The organism is Klebsiella terrigena (genome assembly GCF_012029655.1).
In the GTDB taxonomy this organism is placed as follows: Bacteria; Pseudomonadota; Gammaproteobacteria; order Enterobacterales; family Enterobacteriaceae; genus Klebsiella; species Klebsiella terrigena.
Genome location: NZ_CP050508.1, coordinates 2,409,227 through 2,428,869, shown reverse-complemented (window position 1 = coordinate 2,428,869; position 19,643 = coordinate 2,409,227). Strand labels below are relative to the sequence as shown.

At 59.0% G+C, this 19,643-nt stretch carries 12 protein-coding genes and 1 pseudogene; 9 read left to right on the top strand and 4 right to left on the bottom strand.

What is annotated here, in order from left to right:
- Positions 1-128: 128 nt before the first annotated feature.
- Together HCK03_RS11390 and HCK03_RS11385 are read left to right on the top strand one after the other, a co-directional pair.
- The gene (locus tag HCK03_RS11390) at positions 129-1,013 is read left to right on the top strand and encodes an SDR family oxidoreductase (protein WP_041145933.1); all 885 of its coding nucleotides are present in this window, start codon (positions 129-131) and stop codon (positions 1,011-1,013) included.
- Between the two features lie 223 nt (positions 1,014-1,236).
- Positions 1,237-2,454 (top strand): MFS transporter, encoded by a 1,218-nt coding sequence (locus tag HCK03_RS11385; protein ID WP_167691584.1) that lies wholly within the window; start codon positions 1,237-1,239, stop codon positions 2,452-2,454.
- 66 nt (positions 2,455-2,520) lie between these two features.
- Here HCK03_RS11385 and HCK03_RS11380 read toward each other — a convergent pair whose 3' ends face one another.
- From HCK03_RS11380 to HCK03_RS11370, 3 genes are all read right to left on the bottom strand, one after another.
- The gene (locus HCK03_RS11380) at positions 2,521-3,156 is read right to left on the bottom strand and encodes a carbonic anhydrase (RefSeq protein WP_071844942.1); all 636 of its coding nucleotides are present in this window, start codon (positions 3,154-3,156) and stop codon (positions 2,521-2,523) included.
- 151 nt (positions 3,157-3,307) lie between these two features.
- Positions 3,308-4,957 carry an OFA family MFS transporter gene (locus HCK03_RS11375; RefSeq protein ID WP_167691583.1) on the bottom strand — a complete coding sequence of 550 codons (1,650 nt, stop codon included), beginning with the start codon at positions 4,955-4,957 and terminating at the stop codon, positions 3,308-3,310.
- 273 nt (positions 4,958-5,230) lie between these two features.
- Positions 5,231-7,009, bottom strand: coding sequence for a sigma-54 interaction domain-containing protein (locus tag HCK03_RS11370; protein ID WP_123552417.1), 1,779 nt, complete (start codon positions 7,007-7,009; stop codon positions 5,231-5,233).
- Between the two features lie 486 nt (positions 7,010-7,495).
- On the opposite strand from HCK03_RS11370, the gene ygeW reads away from it, so the two are divergent.
- The 5 genes from ygeW (at position 7,496) to arcC (ending at position 13,619) form a co-directional block, all read left to right on the top strand.
- Entirely contained in the window at positions 7,496-8,683 is a 1,188-nt protein-coding gene (gene ygeW, locus HCK03_RS11365) for a knotted carbamoyltransferase YgeW (RefSeq protein ID WP_167691582.1), read from the top strand.
- 60 nt (positions 8,684-8,743) lie between these two features.
- Positions 8,744-9,943: a diaminopropionate ammonia-lyase gene (gene dpaL / locus HCK03_RS11360; RefSeq protein WP_115192507.1), complete on the top strand. Its 1,200-nt coding sequence runs from the start codon at positions 8,744-8,746 to the stop codon at positions 9,941-9,943.
- Between the two features lie 61 nt (positions 9,944-10,004).
- Complete coding sequence (locus tag HCK03_RS11355; RefSeq protein ID WP_041145938.1) at positions 10,005-11,216, top strand: YgeY family selenium metabolism-linked hydrolase; 1,212 nt, start codon at positions 10,005-10,007, stop codon at positions 11,214-11,216.
- A 51-nt stretch (positions 11,217-11,267) separates the two neighbouring features.
- Positions 11,268-12,674, top strand: a complete 1,407-nt coding sequence (gene hydA, locus HCK03_RS11350; RefSeq protein ID WP_167691581.1) for a dihydropyrimidinase — start codon at positions 11,268-11,270, stop codon at positions 12,672-12,674.
- A gap of 12 nt (positions 12,675-12,686) precedes the next feature.
- Positions 12,687-13,619: a carbamate kinase gene (gene arcC / locus HCK03_RS11345; protein WP_167691580.1), complete on the top strand. Its 933-nt coding sequence runs from the start codon at positions 12,687-12,689 to the stop codon at positions 13,617-13,619.
- Positions 13,620-13,675: 56 nt separating this feature from the next.
- Here arcC and HCK03_RS11340 read toward each other — a convergent pair.
- Positions 13,676-14,482, bottom strand: a pseudogene (locus tag HCK03_RS11340) (XdhC family protein); the annotation flags it as partial.
- A gap of 659 nt (positions 14,483-15,141) precedes the next feature.
- Between HCK03_RS11340 and ygfK the strand changes: the two are divergent.
- Both ygfK and ssnA read left to right on the top strand, forming a co-directional pair.
- The gene (ygfK, locus tag HCK03_RS11335; RefSeq protein WP_167691578.1) at positions 15,142-18,246 is read left to right on the top strand and encodes a putative selenate reductase subunit YgfK; all 3,105 of its coding nucleotides are present in this window, start codon (positions 15,142-15,144) and stop codon (positions 18,244-18,246) included.
- The gene (gene ssnA / locus HCK03_RS11330) at positions 18,243-19,577 is read left to right on the top strand and encodes a putative aminohydrolase SsnA (RefSeq protein ID WP_167691577.1); all 1,335 of its coding nucleotides are present in this window, start codon (positions 18,243-18,245) and stop codon (positions 19,575-19,577) included. Before ygfK ends, ssnA begins: the two co-directional genes overlap by 4 nt.
- Positions 19,578-19,643 lie beyond the last annotated feature (66 nt).

Genomic DNA, 19,643 nt, shown 5'->3' with positions numbered 1-19,643 from the left:
AATTACGCATGATATTGCCGTGTGGCAGCATAATAATACCGACACCACCGCTGACTTAATTCCTAAAATACCTTTTCCTGCCGCCCATTGGACCTATGCTTAATATTTGCCTGAACAGAGGAAATTATATGAGCGACCACGCCAAACACAGCGCACAATACCCCCGCCCTCCGTTTGCCGACCAGCCGCAAACGCCTCCCGGCCTGGCATCGGAGATGCTGCCCGTTCCCGATCATGGCGAGGAAAGCTACGTTGGCTCGGCCAGACTGTCCGGCAAGAGAGCGCTGATTACCGGCGGCGACTCGGGTATCGGCCGCGCGGTGGCCATTGCGTTTGCTCGTGAAGGAGCGGACGTGGCGATAAACTATCTGCCGGAGGAAGAAGCCGACGCCGAAGAGGTCATCGCTCTGATTGAGGCCGCAGGGCGCAAGGCGGTGGCTATTCCCGGCGATATTCGTAGCGAATCCTTCTGCGAAGCGCTGGTTGAAAAGGCCGCCAGAGAGCTGGGCGGTCTGGATATTCTGGTGAATAATGCCGGGCGTCAGCAGTACTGCGACTCGCTGGCAGAACTCACAACGGCGGATTTTGACGCCACCTTCAAAACCAACGTCTACGCGCCGTTCTGGATAACCAAAGCCGCGCTGCGCCATCTCAAAGAGCATAGCGCTATCATCAACACCTCTTCGGTTCAGGCCTTTAAGCCGAGCCCGATACTCTTTGATTACGCCCAGACTAAAGCCAGCCTCGTGGCCTTCACCAAATCATTAGCCAAACAGCTGGGTCCGAAGGGGATCCGCGTCAACGCCGTTGCCCCCGGCCCCTACTGGACGGTTCTGCAGTCCAGCGGCGGCCAACCTGAGGAGAAGGTCCGCCAGTTTGGTGCGGATACCCCGCTCGGTCGCCCTGGGCAACCGGTGGAAATTGCCCCGCTGTACGTGACGCTAGCCTCCGACGCCTGCTCGTTCACCTCCGGCCAGGTCTGGTGTTCTGACGGCGGTGATGGCGTGCTGTAAGTCGTCCGCCAGCACGGCTGAGGACCCGATAGCGTTGTCGGCGCGCCGGCGTTGACAACGCTACAAATATGCAATATTAAATTAACACTTGCACTCCTCCCCGGCGGATCCCTGGTTATGTAATGTCCTGACAATAAGCCCGATAACAGTTGTATTAATTTTCAGCTAACGGCGGCTAGCCCGTGGCTGGAAAAGCAATTTTTCGCTTATTACGGACATGACAATGATTCGAATTCTTCTCCAGACCATGGCGAATAAGCCGTGGCTACGCCTGCTCGCTCTCGCATTTCTGATCTCCTCGATAGGCAACGGTATCACCTGGATCGTCGTGTTTGGCGAGCTAATCCGGCTCTCGGCCCCCGTCGCGTCGCTGGCTCTTGCCTACGTTCTCTCCACCGTCCCCGGACTGCTTGGCAGCATCGCGGGCGAACGCTTTTGCCAGCGCCTGAGCCCCTTTACGATCCTGATACTCGGCGAAGGGCTTGGCCTTATCGGGCTGGCGGTGCCGTTTTACGCCGTGGCGATTGACTCTATCCCGCTGCTGCTCATGGCTCAGGCGATCGGGGCGTTCACCACCGGCATGACCTTCCCGGCGCTGAGTCAACTTTTCAAAACCGGCCTGAGCGAAGAGGAGCTCCCGGTCGCCACGACGCTCGAAAGCCTTATTTTTGCCGGCAACGTGCTCTGCGGCATTGGTTTGGGATTAGTCCTGCGGGGATATATGAGCGCGACTCATCTGCTGCTTATCGATCTGCTGAGCTTCGCCGCCGCCCTCATCCTCCTCGGGCGGGCGAAAAGGCGCGTCGGCGCGCCGTTTGTCGAGCACGTCCGGAGCCTCTCTTCGCTGCGCTGGCAAACGCTGACCCATTCTCAGCGCCGCGCGATGCTGCTCCTGCCCCTGCTGGCCGCGGCGGGGGCGCCGGCAATGGCGCTGCTGCCGCGGCTGGCCCCCGGGGCGCTCTCATCAGGCTCGCCGGAACAAACAACCGCTCTGGCGCTGCTTTTTACCCGCAGCCTGGGCCAGCTGGTTGGGCCGCTGCTGCTCAACCCGGCGCGTTTTGAAAAAAACAGCAGCAGCAACGGGCTGCAGATCGGCTGCCTGGCGATTTTTCTGCTGTGCTACGCGCTAATCCCCTTCGCGACGTGGCCCGCTGTGGCGCTGGCGCTGGTCTTTGTGGCGCATATTTTCTCTAACGTCGTGTTCTCCCTCGCCGTCTACGCGCTGCTCAAAAACTTCGAGCGGCAACAGGTGCCAGCCGCGATCGCCAGAAGCTACCGGCGACAAATGGCGGTCTCGGCGATCGTCTCTCTCGGCGCAGGATACTGCGCTGAGGCTATCGGAGCCGCCGGCTCGCTCTATCTGTTCAGCGGAACGGGATTTATTTTGAGCGTCGCGCTGCTGGCGATCGGCAAAGCCTCTATCAAACCCGAGCGGGCGTAGCGGAGCGTTTATCAGCAGGATGACGGCGAGGTGCGGGATGCAGGGCTTCCATGCCCTGTAGAAGAGCTACTCGAAGAAAACTTCAGGATTTTCAGAGAGCGAGACGAAGGATTTGGTGTTTTTATCGAGGGCACCAATCGCGCCGCTTTCGATATCATATACCCAGCCGTGCAGGCGCAGCGCACCGTCGCGCAGCCCGACGGCTACCGACGGATGCGTTTTGATATTGTTAAGCTGGGCGATAACGTTCTCACGCACCATCGCGTTCACTTTATCGATTTCGCTATCCCAGGTTTTGCTGTCAACAACCGCTCTTGCCGCATCGGCATAGTGCAGCCAGTGGGAAACCGCCGGCATGGAGTCGAGGCACTGGCAGGTCGCAACCGCCGTCATCGCGCCGCAGTTAGAGTGGCCGCAAATCACGATATCGGTCACCCCGAGGGCAACAACCGCGTACTCGATGGTAGCTGAGACCCCACCCGGTTCCGGCCCGAAGGAAGGCACGATATTACCCGCATTACGAATAACAAAGAGCTGTCCAGGATCCTGCTGGGTCACCAGTTCTGGCACCAGACGGCTGTCGGAGCAGGAGATAAAAAGCGCTTTGGGATTCTGGCTGGAAGCCAGGCTACGGAAGAGCTCTTTACGCTGGGGGAAGATCTCTTTTTGGAAGTTGAGGAAACCCTCAATGATATGTTGCATAGCAGTGTCTCTTTTCTCTGTTTTAATTACGGTATGACAAAGATCACAGTATGTAGTGTATCACCGACGGGTCGAATGGGAATTATTTTGATAAACGGCGATTTAGCAAGCACCCGGCCGATGCCCCGGCGGGCGCTTGCCTGACGGATAGCTACACAAAGAACTTCACCGCCTGTTGGAAGGTGGTCCCTATTCCCCACAGCAGCGGCACCCCTACCGCGAACCAGCTCAAGGCCATCAGCGCCCGCGACGGCCGCGGCTCCCAGCTGAGCTGCGCGTTCTCATTCACCGTATACAGCCCTTTCGCCTGCTGCTGTTGCTGGGCGGACATGGCATATTTTTGCGGTATCGGGCGGATCAGCTGGTTGCAGATCAGGCCGATAACCAGCAGCCCAGTGAGGACCATCAGCGTAATATCGTACACCCGCTGCGGAGCAAGCCCTTGGGCCAGCTGATATTCCCGTAAATAATTCACTAAAACCGGGCCGCTAATACCGGCGGCGGACCATGCCGTCAGCAGACGCCCGTGGATCGCCCCTACCATCTGCGCGCCGAAGATATCGGCCAGATAGGCGGGGATAGTGGCAAAGCCGCCGCCGTACATCGAAATGATAACGCACAGGGCGCAGACGAAAATCGCGACATAGCCGCCGTGGTTGATCAGCGGCAGGGAGCCGTACAGCGCGGCACCGAGGAGAAAAATCATGGCAAAGGTCATTTTCCGGCCGCAAAGATCCGAAACCGAAGCCCAGAAGAAGCGGCCGATGATATTAAACAGGCTCAGCAGCCCGGTAAAGCCTGCCGCCATGGTGGCGATGCGCCGCAGCTGGTCGGCGTTAAGCTCGTGCCATTGCAGAGTCGTCACCAGCAGCTTGCCGGCAAAAATCTCCTGCAGCATGGGCGAGGCCATCCCTAAAATACCGATCCCCGCCGTCACGTTCAGCCACAGCACCAGCCACAGCAGCCAGAACTGCGGCGTGCGCCAGGCTACGCTGACGTGTACCTGAACGGTGGAATGCGCGCTCATCACTTTAAGCGCCTTCTCCCCGGCGGGATGCCAGCCCATCGGCGGCAGACGATAGCCGAAGGTACCGCAGAGCATAAACAGGGCATAGATGGCTGACAGCGCCAGAAGGCTCTGCCAGACGCCGTTACCCGTCGCGTCGGCGAAAAAATTCATCAACGCATTTGCCAGAGGAGCCCCCACCAGCGCGCCGCCGCCAAAGCCCATTATCGCCATGCCGGCGGCCATTCCGCGCTTATCGGGGAACCAGCGCAGCAGGGTCGAGACCGGTGAAATATAGCCCAGCCCAAGGCCGACGCCGCCAATAACCCCTGCCCCCAGCCACAGTAGCCAGAGCTGATGAAAATAGATGGCGACGCTTGAGAGCAGCAGTCCGCCGCACCAGCATAGCGTTGCGATGAAGCTCACCAGCCGCGGCCCGACCTTTTCCAGCCAGCTTCCCCACAGCGCCGCAGAGCAGCCGAGAAAGACAAAAAACAGCGTATAGGTCCAGCCTAGCAGCGAGATTTTCCAGTCGCATTCGCGGGTAAAAAGCTGCTGCCAGAAGGAGATCGTGACCGGGCACTGCAGCGATCCGCTACCGCCCACCAGCTGTGACATCGGCAGCCAGAAAACGGAAAAACCGTAGGCCATCCCAATACAGAGATGCACCGCCAGCGCGGCCGGCGGCACCAGCCAGCGGTTAAATCCCGGTCGGGCGATAATGCGCGGTTTTGAAAAAAATGCGTGTTGCGAGGGTACGGATGAGGGAGCGATATTGTCATTAGTTTGCGCCATGTTCCTGTCCTTATCATGTTTGCTTACCGGCCGCCACGGCGGCCGAAGAGAACATCACAAGGCAAGAACGGTGCCATTCATCCCGTTAAGGCCATGAAATGGCGACTGAAGCGAGCAAGCACGGCGGCGGATCGCTTTAGCTATTATGCTCAAAAAACGAACAACCCCGAATTCATCAAATAGCGCCAACACAGCGGGCGCCCGGTAGCGATTTTGATAACCGCTCTCTCAGAGTGATACGCGGGGCGCTTTCAGCCCCTGCGGCCGGCGCCTCTACAGCCCCACCAGCTCATATTTTTTGATCTTACGATACAGGGTGGCAATGCCAATCCCGAGCTCATCTGCCGCCTGCTTTTTATTGCTGTGGCGGGTTAAGGCTTCGCGGATCATCTGCCTTTCCATCTCCTCCAGCGCCGTGACGCTCTCCTCTTCTCCCGGCATGCTCACCGGGACGGCGGCGCCAGGCTCACGCTCGGCAAGCCTGGCGCCGCTGATAATATTGGGCGGCAGAAGCGAGGCGTCGATAACCTCGCCCGAGGGCACCACGTTGACCAGATACTCCATCAGGTTGCTCAGCTCGCGAATATTTCCCGGCCAGCGGTAGCCCTTCAGCATGGCAACGACCTCCGGCGCCACGCCGGGGTAGACCAGCTCAAGGCGCCGGGTGTGCAGATGGAGAAAATAGTGGATCAGCAGCTCGATATCCTCCTGACGCTCACGCAGCGGCGGCAGTCTGAGCGGGATCACGTTGAGGCGATAGTAGAGATCTTCGCGGAATTTACCGGCCACGATAAACTGCTCGAGATTTTGGTTAGTCGCCGAAATAATGCGGATATCGACGGGCACCGGATGGCTGGCGCCGACGGGCTGGATTTCGCGCGATTCAATCGCCCGCAGCAGCTTAGCCTGCAGCGTCAGGGGCATATCGCCAATCTCATCGAGAAACAGCGTGCCGTGGTTTGCCGCCTGGATAAGCCCGGTCTTGCCGTTCACCGAGGCGCCGGTAAACGCGCCCTTGACGTAGCCGAAGAGCTCGCTTTCCAGCAGCTGGTCAGGGATGGCGGCGCAGTTAATGGCGATAAAAGGTTTGGCCTGACGATCGCTGAGCTTGTGTATCGCTCTGGCAACCACCTCTTTCCCGGTGCCGCTTTCGCCGGCAATCATGACGCTTGAGGGGCTGGGCGCGATGCGGCTGATCAGCTTTTTCAGCTGCCGCATCGGCCGACACTCTCCCACCATCTGCGCAATCTGCGGCTCCTCCACCGAGGCGCTTAAATTCGAAGAGGAGTGCGATTGATGGAAGGCCATTAAAAACAGCCACTGATCCTGAACCGCGTGCAGCTGGCCAATAATCATTTCGGTCTTGTTATCGAATGAGATCACGTGCTGCATATGACCGCGCGTGAAATTATGCTCAAAGGTCAGCGGCCTGAAATTAATCAGCTGACCGATCATATTCCCCTGGTTCGCCCCGAGAATCTTTAACGCCGTGTGATTGGCAAATTTGACCTTCTGATCGTGACCGACAACCAGAACCCCCTGGTCCATATTTTCGATCATCGTTAAAAACATTTTCTGGATATTATCGCTGCCGCCCTGATCCTCCAGCAGTCGCGAAACAAATATCGACGAAACGTGGCGAACATAATCGGAAAACTCGCGCAGGTTGTCATTAATACGCTCCTGCTGTTCGCAGGTTAATGCCACCAGGCTAATGACCCCTACGCACTGCTCCTGATAAATAACCGGGGTTCCCAGAAAAGCTTTCTCTTTACAGCTATCTTTACTGGTACATCCCTTACACAAGGGATCGAAGCGGGAATGGGTGACCACCTTCTCTTTCTTTGTTTCAATAATGTAGCGCAAAAGTCGCGAATCTGTATTTAATTTGCGCCCCAGTGATTTGGCATATACGCCGGTCCCGGCAACCCGGCACAGCGTGTTATCAACAATTTCAACTTCGAGCTGAAGCACGCTGGATAGCATCCTCGCAAAGCGCTGGATGGTCGGCTGAATCTGCATCAAAACGGAAAATGTGTTAGAGGGCATCATAATAGACCTTTTAATATCACTAACCAACTGAGATATCTGGGATATGTGATTGTTCTTATTCTTCGGGCATGATACTAACTCAGCCGCCAACAATATTTGACAGAGGCAGGTTTCTTTTTCACTCCTTGACGAAAATATGTAAGAAGTATCACATTTTCATATCAATATGAGAATTGACGCGGCGTATTTATCACTTTGGTGGCTTTTTACGCTGCCGCCGGGAGTATATCTCTGCGGGGACGTAACCTGCTTTCGCCCGCATTCGAATAAGACCGTGAAGTTATTATTACCCCTGTCCACCTGAAGCTATATTTCGTGACAACCCTCGCATAATTCTCGCCACTTTTGCCCTGTTACGCCTGAGGCTGGATGAACTGGCATGCTTATTGTTAGGAGAAATATAGCGCTGGCAGTCGCTATTGCGTCACCACCCTTTTCCGACCGCACAGCAATCATTAAGCCGTCACTCACCCCAGGATTTAAAAAATGAAAACTGTTAACGACCTGATTAAGGATATCAACAAGCTAGATTCGCATCTTCATCAGAAGGACTTCCTGCTGACGTGGGAGCAGTCCCCGGATGAGCTAAAACAGGTGCTGGACGTTGCGGCGGCATTAAAAACCCTGCGCGCGGAAAATATCGCCACCAACGTATTTAACAGCGGTCTGGGCATTTCGGTTTTTCGCGACAATTCAACCCGCACGCGCTTTTCCTACGCCTCGGCGCTAAACCTGCTCGGCCTTGCGCAGCAGGACCTGGACGAGGGTAAATCGCAGATTGCCCACGGCGAAACCGTACGTGAAACCGCCAACATGATCGCCTTCTGCGCGGACGCTATCGGCATCCGCGACGACATGTACCTCGGCGCCGGCAACGCCTATATGCGCGAGGTGGGCGAAGCGCTCGACGACGGCTATCGTCAGGGCGTGCTGCCCCAGCGCCCGGCGCTTATCAACCTGCAGTGCGATATCGATCACCCCACCCAGGCCATGGCCGACCTCGCCTGGCTGCAGGAGCATTTCGGCTCGCTAGAGGAACTCAAAGGCAAAAAAGTCGCCATGACCTGGGCCTACTCTCCGAGCTACGGTAAACCGCTCTCGGTCCCGCAGGGCATCATCGGCCTGATGACCCGTTTCGGTATGGATGTCACCCTCGCCCACCCGGAAGGCTACGATCTGATCCCCGACGTTATCGAAGTGGCCAAAAACAACGCCGAGGCCTCCGGCGGCTGCTTCCGCCAGGTCACCAGCATGGAAGAGGCCTTCAAGGATGCCGACATCGTCTACCCGAAATCCTGGGCGCCCTACAAGGTCATGGAAAAGCGCACCGAACTGCTGCGCGCTGAGGATCGCGACGGACTGAAGGCCCTGGAAGCCGCCTGCCTGGCGCAGAACGCGAATCATAAAGACTGGCACTGCACCGAAGAGATGATGGCGCAGACGAACGGCGGCGACGCGCTCTATATGCACTGTCTCCCCGCCGATATTACCGGCGTCTCCTGCGACGAGGGCGAAGTCAGCGAAGCGGTCTTCGAAAAATACCGCATCGCCACCTATAAAGAAGCGAGCTGGAAGCCGTACATCATCGCCTCGATGATCCTCTGCCGTAAATATGCCAAACCCGGCCTGCTGCTAGAGCAGCTGCTGGACGAAGCGCAAAAACGCGTCAAATAACCCCTCAGGCCGGCCGCTGGCCGGCTCTCCCCCTCACGTCATGAAGGATAAGGAAAGAGTATGTCTGCTTTCTCACTGAAAATGGATATTGCCGATAATCGGTTTTTTAACGCCACGGGTTCGCCGCTTTTTTCTCGCCAGCAGGCGCAGCAGGCGCGCTGCTTCCATCAAAAAATCGCCGGCTATAAGCCCACGCCGCTGTATGCCCTCAACGACCTTGCCGCCCTCTTTGGCCTCGGCCGGATTCTGGTCAAGGATGAATCGCAGCGCTTCGGCCTGAACGCCTTCAAGATGCTCGGCGGCGCCTGGGCCATTGCGCAGCTGCTGTGCGAAAAATATCACCTGGATATCAACGAATTTTCCTTCGACACGTTCAATCCCGGCATGACGGAGAAAATGACCTTCGCGACGACCACCGACGGCAACCACGGCCGCGGCGTGGCGTGGGCCGCGCAGCAGCTGGGGCAAAACGCGGTGATCTATATGCCAAAAGGATCGGCTCAGGAGCGCGTCGACGCCATCCGGCGGCTCGGCGCCGAGTGCATCGTCACCGAAATGAACTATGACGATACCGTGCGCTTCACCCTGCAAACGGCGCAGCAAAACGGCTGGGAGGTGGTGCAGGATACGGCCTGGGAGGGATATACCCGCATCCCGACCTGGATTATGCAAGGCTACGCCACCCTCGCCGACGAAGCGGTCGAGCAGATCGCATCCATGGGCATTGCCCGCCCCACTCACGTGTTTCTGCAGGCCGGCGTCGGCGCCATGGCGGGAGGCGTGCTGGGCTACCTCGTGGACGCCTATGGCGCCAACAATTTGCATTCGGTGATTATCGAACCCGAGCTGGCCGACTGCATATACCGCTCCGGCGTTAAGGGCCAAATCGTCAACGTCGGCGGCGAAATGGCCACCATCATGGCCGGCCTCGCCTGCGGCGAGCCCAATCCGCTGGGCTGGGAAATTCTGCGCAACTGCGCGACCCAGTTTATCTCCTGCCAGGACGCCGTCGCCGCCCTCGGGATGCGCGTGCTGGGTAATCCCACCGGCGGCGATCCGCGGGTGATTTCCGGCGAGTCCGGCGCCGTCGGGCTCGGAGTGCTGGCCGCCGTACATTTTCATCCCCAGCGCGAAGCGCTAATGCACAAGCTCAGGCTGGACAGCAACGCCGTCGTGCTGGTCATCAGCACCGAAGGCGATACCGACGTGAAGCACTACCGGGAAGTGGTCTGGGAAGGCAAACACCCGGCAGCACGATAGGCCTCAGCATACTTTCAACTCATCCCGCGCGGCGGGAAAATCAGAACCGGAGAACCAAGCCATGGCTAAGCATATTCCATTCAAACTGATCCTCGAAAAAGCTAACCACTACCAGCAGGATATGACGCGTTTTTTACGCGATATGGTGGCCATACCCAGCGAAAGCTGCGACGAGAAGCGCGTCGTCCAGCGAATTAAAAAAGAGATGGAGAAGGTGGGTTTCGACAAAGTTGAAATCGACCCTATGGGCAACATCCTCGGCTATATCGGCCACGGCCCGCGCCTGGTGGCAATGGACGCGCATATCGACACCGTGGGCATCGGCAATATCAAAAACTGGAATTTCGATCCCTATGAGGGCATGGAGACCGACGAGCTGATCGGCGGACGCGGCACCTCGGATCAGGAAGGCGGCATGGCCTCGATGGTGTATGCGGGAAAAATCATTAAGGACCTGGGCCTCGAGGATGACTATACCCTGCTGGTGACCGGCACCGTTCAGGAAGAGGACTGCGACGGCCTCTGCTGGCAGTACATCATCGAGCAGTCCGGCATTCGTCCCGAGTTCGTGGTCAGCACCGAGCCCACCGACTGCCAGATATACCGCGGCCAGCGCGGACGCATGGAGATCCGCGTCGACGTCCAGGGGATCAGCTGCCACGGCTCGGCGCCGGAGCGCGGCGATAACGCGATTTTCAAAATGGGGCCGATTCTTAATGAACTGCAGGACCTCTCCCAACGCCTGGGCAATGACGACTTCCTCGGCAAAGGCACCCTGACCGTTTCTGAAATCTTCTTTACCTCACCCAGCCGCTGCGCGGTTGCCGACAGCTGCGCCGTCTCCATCGACCGCCGCCTGACCTGGGGAGAGACCTGGGAAGGCGCGCTGGACGAGATCCGCGCCCTGCCGGCGGTACAAAAAACGGGGGCGGTGGTATCGATGTACAACTACGACCGCCCTTCCTGGACCGGCCTGGTCTACCCCACAGAGTGCTACTTCCCAACCTGGAAAGTGGAGGAGAACCACTTTACCGTCCAGGCGCTCAGCAACGCCTATGAGGGCCTGTTTGGCAAAGCGCCGGTGGTCGATAAGTGGACGTTCTCGACCAACGGCGTGTCGATCATGGGCCGTCACGGGATCCCGGTCATCGGCTTTGGCCCCGGCAAAGAGCCGGAAGCCCACGCCCCGAATGAAAAAACCTGGAAATCGCATCTCGTGACCTGTGCCGCAATGTATGCCGCCATCCCGCTGAGCTGGCTGGCAACAGAATAGTGATTATCCGCAATACCTCCCGCCGCCAGCGACGGGAGTCTGGAGCTTTTTATGCGCGTACTGATTAAAAATGGCACCGTCGTCAACGCTGACGGCCAGGCAAAACAGGACCTGCTGATTGAAAACGGCTTAATCAGTCAGCTGGCGGCAGACATCACCGTGGATCAGCCCTGCGAAATCATTGACGCCGAGGGATGCTACGTGATGCCTGGGGGCGTGGACGTCCACACGCATTTTAATATTGATACCGGACTCGCCCGCAGCTGCGATGATTTTTTCACCGGCACCCGCGCCGCCGCCTGCGGGGGCACAACGACCATTATCGATCATATGGGCTTCGGGCCAGCCGGCTGCCGTTTGCGCCATCAGCTTGAGGCCTACCACGGCTACGCCGCCTACAAAGCCACCATCGACTACAGCTTTCACGGCGTGATCCAGCATATCAACCACGCCATTCTTGATGAGATCCCGCTGATGGTTGAGGCGGGGATCAGCAGCTTTAAGCTCTATCTCACCTACCAGTACAAGCTTAACGATGATGAAGTTCTTCAGGCGCTAAAGCATCTGCATCACGCCGGAGCGCTCACCACCGTCCACCCGGAAAACGATGCCGTGATTGCGCAAAAGCGCGCCGAATTTCTCGCCGCCGGCAAAACCGCGCCGCGCTATCACGCCCTGAGCCGTCCGCCGGAGTGCGAGGCCGAAGCCATCGCCAGGATGATCAACCTGGCGCAGCTTGCCGGCAACGCCCCGCTGTATATCGTGCACCTCTCTAACGGGCTGGGGCTCGATTATCTGCGCCTTGCCCAGGCGCGCCGGCAGCCGGTTTGGGTCGAAACCTGCCCGCAGTATCTGCTGCTCGACGAGCGCTGCTACGAGCGCGACGACGCGCTGCAGTTTCTGCTCAGTCCGCCGCTGCGTAATGCTCGCCACAACGACGCGCTGTGGTGCGGCATCGCCGATGGCGCCATTGACGTGGTGGCAACCGACCACTGCGCCTTCTCCATGGCCCAGCGACAGCAGCTATCCGGCGGCGACTTTAGCCGCTGTCCCAACGGCCTGCCGGGAGTAGAGAACCGCCTGCTGCTGCTGTTTTCGCACGGCGTGATGAGCGGCAGGATCTCGCCGGAGCGCTTCGTATCGCTCGTCAGCGCCACTCCGGCCAGGCTGTTTGGCCTCTGGCCGCGAAAAGGCGTGCTGGCGCCCGGCGCGGATGCCGATGTGGTCATTATCGATCCGCGACGAACCACCACCATCCGCCACGAGCAGCTCCACGACAACGCCGACTACTCGCCGTGGGAGGGGTTTATCTGCCAGGGCGCCATCCGCCAGACGCTGTCTCATGGCCGGGTCATTTTCAGCCACGGCACCTTTACCGGCAGCGCCGGACAAGGCCGATTTATACGCCGTAACCCTTTTTCAGTCGCGCCGGATTTCACGCGCGGCGCACGCTTTTAAAGAGAGGAACTGATGAGTAAGAAAATTGTTCTCGCCCTCGGCGGCAACGCCTTAGGGGACGATCTTGCCGGACAGATGCAGGCGGTGACGCAAACCGCGCAGGCGATTGTTGACCTCATTGCCCAGGGGCATCAGGTCGTGGTGACCCACGGCAACGGCCCGCAGGTTGGGATGATCAATTTGGCCTTCGAAGCCGCCGCCAAAACCGAGGCCCATACCCCGATGCTGCCGATGTCGGTCTGCGTCGCCCTCAGCCAGGGATACATTGGCTACGATCTGCAAAATGCGCTGCGCGAGGCGCTGCTCGCCCGCGGGATGTCGGTTCCGGTCGCCACGGTGATCACCCAGGTGGAGGTTGACGCTGCCGATGAGGCCTTCCGCGATCCGAGCAAGCCCATCGGTTCATTCTTCAGCGCAGCGGAGGCCAAACTCCTGACCCGCCAGGGCTACACGCTGAAAGAGGATGCCGGGCGCGGCTATCGGCGGGTGGTGGCCTCGCCGGAGCCCGTCGATATTATCGAAAAAGAGACGGTGAAGGCGCTGATGGATGCCGGACAGGTGGTAATTACCGTCGGCGGCGGCGGTATTCCGGTGGTCCGCGAAGGGAACCACCTGCGCGGGGTGAGCGCGGTCATCGATAAGGACTGGGCCAGCGCCAGGCTCGCCGCCACGATCGATGCCGATATGCTGATTATCCTTACCGCGGTGGAAAAAGTGGCCATCAACTTTGGCCAGGCCAATCAGCAGTGGCTGGACCGGCTCTCGCTGAGCGATGCCGACCGCTTTATTGCCGAAGGCCATTTCGCCAAAGGCTCCATGCTGCCGAAAGTCGAGGCCGCCGCGGCGTTTGCCCGCTCCCGGCCGGGGCGCCGGGCCTTAATCACCATGCTGAGCAAGGCCCGGGAAGGGATAGAAGGCAAAACGGGAACCCTGATTGAGGGATAGCCCGACCCCCTCGCGGCTCTCGCGAGGGGGTCACATCATGCGGTCTCCAGCGTTTTCTGTTCCTCACTATCCTGATATACGGGCATCATCAGGCCGCCGGGAGCCTGGTTTTTGATCTGCAGGATCTCGGCCAGGACGCTGACGGCAATCTCATGCGGCGTTTCGGCGCCAATGTTGTAGCCCACCGGCGCATGGAGACGGGCAATATGCTCTTCCGCCACGCCGCTTTCCCGCAGCTGGCGTAAAAACACCTGCACCTTGCGGCGGCTGGCCAGCAGCCCGAGCCAGGCCACCGGCCGGTCGATCAGCTTATCCAGCGCTTCCCGGTCTTTATTATTCGTGGCGATAAGAACAAAATCATCAGCCCCCACCGCCAGCCGTTCAACGGCCACGGCAAAGCTTTCGGCATGCACAAGCCGGGCGGTCGGCGGAAACAGCTGCGGATCGAGGCTGGCCGAATGGATATCGGTGACGACAATATCAAACCCAAGCAGCGCCGCGCCCTGCGCCACGGCGCGATTGACGTGCCCGCCCCCGACCAGCACCAGCCGCGGCCGCTGGCAGTGGACGCTGATAAACACCGACATCGCCCCGCCGCAGTCGGAACCTACGGCATCCGTGCCGCTGCGCGCCATCCGGCCGTGAAACATGCGCGAGGCCTTTTCAGCCATCGCCTCCAGCGCTTCATCGATGACCTTACGTTCGACCATCCCGCCGCCGATGGTGCCGACAATGGTTCCATCCGCGCGGATCAACATCTGCGCGGAGTGTCTGGGCGTTGAGCCGCGGCTCTCGACAATCTGCGCCAGCGCAAACGGGCAGTTCTGTGCTTCAAGCCTCGCGGCTTCTGAGAAAATATTCATAACAACCTCAATGGCTATTCCGGTGGTCAGCCCGGGTGGGCCGGGCCCTGTGCTCTGCACTGCGTCATCTGCGGGCTGGCCGCGTTTTCTCACTTTGAGACTGCCGATTCCCCCCATCGGCGACATCCTGCCGGCGGACCTGCAACGGCGGACGGCGTTGACGGCAACGGCCTAACGCCAGAATGGAGTATGCAAGGTTCATGCTCAGCCGCGGCTTTTAGGCCAGATTCGTGAACCGGGTCGCGGAAGCGGGGTCAGGCGGACGGTTTTATTTGCCGGCGGCGCGTGCGTTATTCATTTAGCGGATTCATTTGGCGGAATAGTTTGCCCGTTTAATAATAAAGCCGCACAGCAAATATTATCATTGTGATAGCTCGCCGATAATTTTTAACGCTATTCTCCCCTCGCGTTACTGAGTGATTTTAATTCTCATTTAAACAGGTGCTCTCGCGGCAATAACCGTCGTCAACTTTAGAGTTCCTTCACAAATTTATGCCTAATCCTGCCGCCGGTTAAATAACTGGTGCGAATGTTGCTGTTCCTTTCCCATCCGCCGGAATGAATACGCCGCACCCTATTTTCTACTAAGACGGCAGCCTCGAAAATAGTGTGCTCGTACCGGCAACGTTGATCGCATACATGAATCTAAGGAGAGGGTTATGGGTGATATTATGCGTCCCGTCCCGTTTGAGGAACTTTTGACGCGTATTTTCGATGAGTACCAGCATCACCGTTCAATATTCGGCATTCCGGAACAGCAGTTTTATATCCCGGTAACGTCGAGGCGCCTGAGCGTATTTGGCGAGTGCTGCGCCACGCCCATCGGCCCTGCCGCCGGGCCGCACACCCAGCTGGCGCAAAATATCATTACCTCATGGCTCACCGGCGGGCGTTTTATTGAACTGAAAACCGTGCAGATCCTCGACCGCCTTGAGCTGGAAAAACCCTGTATCGACGCCGAGGACGAATGTTTTAACACCGAGTGGTCCACCGAATTTACCCTGCTCAAAGCCTGGGATGAATATCTGAAAGCCTGGTTTATCCTCCACCTGCTGGAGGAGATATTCCCCTTCACGCCGTCAAAATCCGGCAAGTCGTTTATTTTTAATATGAGCGTCGGCTATAACCTCGACGGTATTAAGCAGCCGCCGATGCAGCAGTTTATCGACAATATGATCGATGCCGCCTTTCATCCTAAATTCGAGCAGTATCGCGATACGCTCTCCCGCTGGACGCATAGCGACCGCTTTGTGATCGGCAATCAGCTGGAGGATATTCGTCCGCAGCTGGCGACGCTGGCCCAGCGCATCCCGAGCCGGCTGGTGAGCGGCGTCACGCTCTCCACCATGCACGGCTGTCCGCCCGATGAAATTGAGGCCATCTGCCGCTATATGCTGGAAGAGAAAAGGCTGAATACCTTTGTGAAGCTCAATCCGACGCTGCTTGGCTACCCGCGCGTGCGCGAAATTCTCGATACCTGCGGCTTTAGCTATATCGGCCTGAATGAAGAGTCCTTTGACCACGATCTGAAAATCGACCAGGCGCTGGAGATGCTGCACCGCCTGATGGCGCTGGCGAAGGAGCGCAGGCTGGGTTTCGGCGTCAAGCTGACCAACACTCTGGGGACGATCAATCGCAAAGGGGCGCTGCCCGGCGATGAGATGTACATGTCCGGCCGCGCGCTATTCCCTCTCGCCATCAACGTTGCCGCCCTGCTGTCCCGCGAATTTGACGGCAGGCTGCCTATCTCCTACTCCGGCGGCGCCAGCCAGCTGACAATCCGCGAGATATTTGAAACCGGGATCCGCCCGATTACCATGGCCACCGACCTGCTAAAACCGGGCGGCTATCTGCGGCTAAGCGCCTGCATGCGCGAGCTGGAGCAGGCCAGCGGCTGGGATTTACAGCAGGTGGACGTCCCGCGCCTCAGCGCGCTGGCCGAAAAAGCCATCAGCATGGAGTACACCCAGAAGCACTGGAAATCGCCGGACCGCATCGAGGTCGCAGAGCCGCTGCCGCTCACCGACTGCTACGTCGCGCCCTGCGTAAGCGCCTGCGCGATTAAGCAGGATATCCCGGAGTATATTCGCCTAATGGGCGAGCAGCGCTATGCCGACGCGCTGGAGCTTATCTATCAGCGTAACGCCCTGCCGGCGATTACCGGCCATATTTGCGATCATCAGTGCCAGAGCAACTGTACCCGCCTCGACTACGACAGTTCGCTCAATATCCGCGAGCTGAAGAAAATCGCCCTCGAGAAAGGCTGGGAAGAGTACCGGCGGCGCTGGCACCGGCCGGCCGGCTCCGGTTCGTTGAACCCGGTGGCGGTCATCGGCGCAGGCCCCGCGGGGCTTGCCGCCGGCTACTTTCTTGCCCGGGCAGGATACCCGGTAACCCTGTTTGAACGCGAAGCCAACGCCGGGGGCGTGGTGCGCAACATCATTCCGCGCTTCCGCATCCCCGGGGAGCTGATTCAGCACGATATCGATTTTGTGGTGAACCACGGGGTTAATATCGTCTACGGCTGCGATCCGCAGCTGACGGTAGAGAAGCTTCGAGGCGAAGGCTACCGCTACGTGCTGGTCGGCACCGGTACCGACAAAAACAGCGGCGTCAGCCTCGGCGGCGACAACCGTAACGTGCGAAAATCGCTGCAGTTTTTACGCGAATACAATCGCGGAGAGACGCTGAGCCTGGGGAAACAGGTGGTGGTCATCGGGGCGGGCAATACCGCCATGGACTGCGCCCGCGCCGCGCTGCGGGTACCCGGCGTGGAGAAAGCAACCATCGTCTATCGCCGCTCTCTGCAGGAGATGCCGGCATGGCGCGAAGAGTATGAAGAGGCGAAGCGGGACGGCGTCGCGTTTGAGTTTCTCAGTAATCCTGAACAATTCTACGCCGACGGGACGCTCACCGTCCGGGTGATGGCGCTCGGCGACGCCGATGAAAAAGGCCGCCGTCGCCCGCTGGCAACCGGCCAAACCCGCACCCTGCGGGCGGATACGGTCATTACCGCCATCGGCGAGCAGCAGGACGTTGCGGCGCTGGCGGCGATGGGCATTCCGCTGGACGACAGCGGCTGGCCGGCGGCAGATCCTACGGGCGAAACCGCGCTGCCGGGAGTATTTCTTATCGGCGACGTTCAGCGCGGCCCGTCGTCCATTGTCTCGGCGATCGGCAACGCGCGCCGGGCAGCGGATGCGATTCTGGCGCGAGAAAATATTGCCAACCACCATCAGCATAAGCGGTGGAACAACGTCGACCCGGCAGATATTTACCAGCGCAAAGGCACTATCGCCATCGCTGAGGTGGCAAGGGATCGCCGGGAGGCATTCGTGGCTCAGGAGGCGGAGCGCTGCCTGGAGTGCAACTACGTGTGCAGCAAATGCGTGGACGTGTGCCCAAACCGCGCCAACGTCTCAATCGCCGTGCCGGGGTTCCAGAACCGCTACCAGACGCTGCACCTCGACGCCTACTGCAACGAATGCGGCAACTGCGCGCAGTTCTGTCCGTGGCAGGGCAAGCCCTACAAAGACAAAATTACCGTCTTTAGCCTGGCGCAGGATTTCGCCAACAGCAGCAACCCCGGCTTTTTCGTCGAGGACGACAGCGTTCACGTCCGGCAAAACGAGCACACCTGGCTGCTAAAAATCGACGATAGCGGCCATATCGCTGACGTTCCCCCTGCCGTTACCGATCTTTGCCGCATCATTAGCCACGTTCATCGTAACCACCGCTACCTGCTGGGAGGCGTCGAAGCATGAGTATCTTAATTCTGAAAAATGCCACCGCCGCGCAGCTCTATCCGGCGAAGGTCATGAAAGGTATCGATATTGCGATTGAAAACGACGCGATCCTCGATATTGCTCCGGGGCTCGCTCAGCGTTATCCCCAGGCCACGGTCAAAGAGATGCACGGCCGGCTGGTGATGCCGGGGATGGTCTGCGCGCATAACCACTTCTATTCCGGCCTGTCGCGCGGGATCCAGGCCACTATCCCCGCCAGCCCTGATTTTATCTCGACGCTGAAAAATCTGTGGTGGCGCCTCGACCGCGCGCTGGACGAGGAGTCGCTCTACTACAGCGGGCTGATTTGCGCCATGGAAGCCGTGCGCAGCGGCTGCACCGCGGTGATTGACCACCACGCTTCGCCCGGCTATATCGCCGGGTCGCTCAGCCAGCTGCGCAGCGCCTTTCTGCGGGTCGGCCTGCGGGGAATGACCTGCTTTGAGACCACCGATCGCAACGGCGGACTTAAGGAGCTCCGGGCCTGCGTCGAGGAGAATATTCGCTTTGCCCACGAAGTTGACAGCGCCCGGGAGAAGGGCCGCGAACCCTACCTTGTTGAGGCGCACATCGGCGCCCACGCGCCCTTTACCCTGCCGGACGAAGGGCTGGCGATGCTCAGCGAGGCGCTGCAAGCCACCGGTCGCGGCCTGCATATCCATGCGGCGGAGGACCGTTACGACGTTAGCCATAGCCATCATCGCTACGGTAAAGACCTGCTGGTCAGGCTGGCGGAATTTAACCTGATTGACCGCAAGACGCTGGTTGCCCACGGCCTGTACCTCTCCGATGAAGATATTGAGATCCTCAATTCTCAGGATGGGTTCCTGGTGCATAACGCGCGCTCAAATATGAACAACCACGTCGGCTATAACCAGCGGCTGGTGGCGTTCCGCAACCTGGCGCTGGGCACCGACGGCCTGGGCTCTGATATGTTCGAAGAGCTGAAGTTTGCCTTCTTTAAGCACCGCGACGCCGGCGGGCCGCTGTGGCCGGACGGCTTTGCCCGCGCCTTAAGCAACGGCAACGAACTGCTCGCCCGCAGCTTTAACGCCCGCTTTGGCCGCCTCGAGGCGGGATACAAAGCCGACCTGACGATTTGCGACTATCCGTCGCCCACGCCGCTTATCGCCGAGAATATCGCCGGGCATATCGCCTTCGGTCTCGGCAGCAGCCACGTGCATAGCGTGATAGTCAATGGCGTGATGATTTACGAGAACCGGCGGTTTAGCTTCGATCACCAACCGCTCTTTGCCGAGGCTCAGCAAGCGGCGATGAAGATGTGGGCGCGGATGGACGCGCTGTCTTAGCGTTGCACCAGAGCGGGTAGTCCACCAGGCCTCAAGCCGGTCAGCAGCATCGCTGACCGGCTTTTT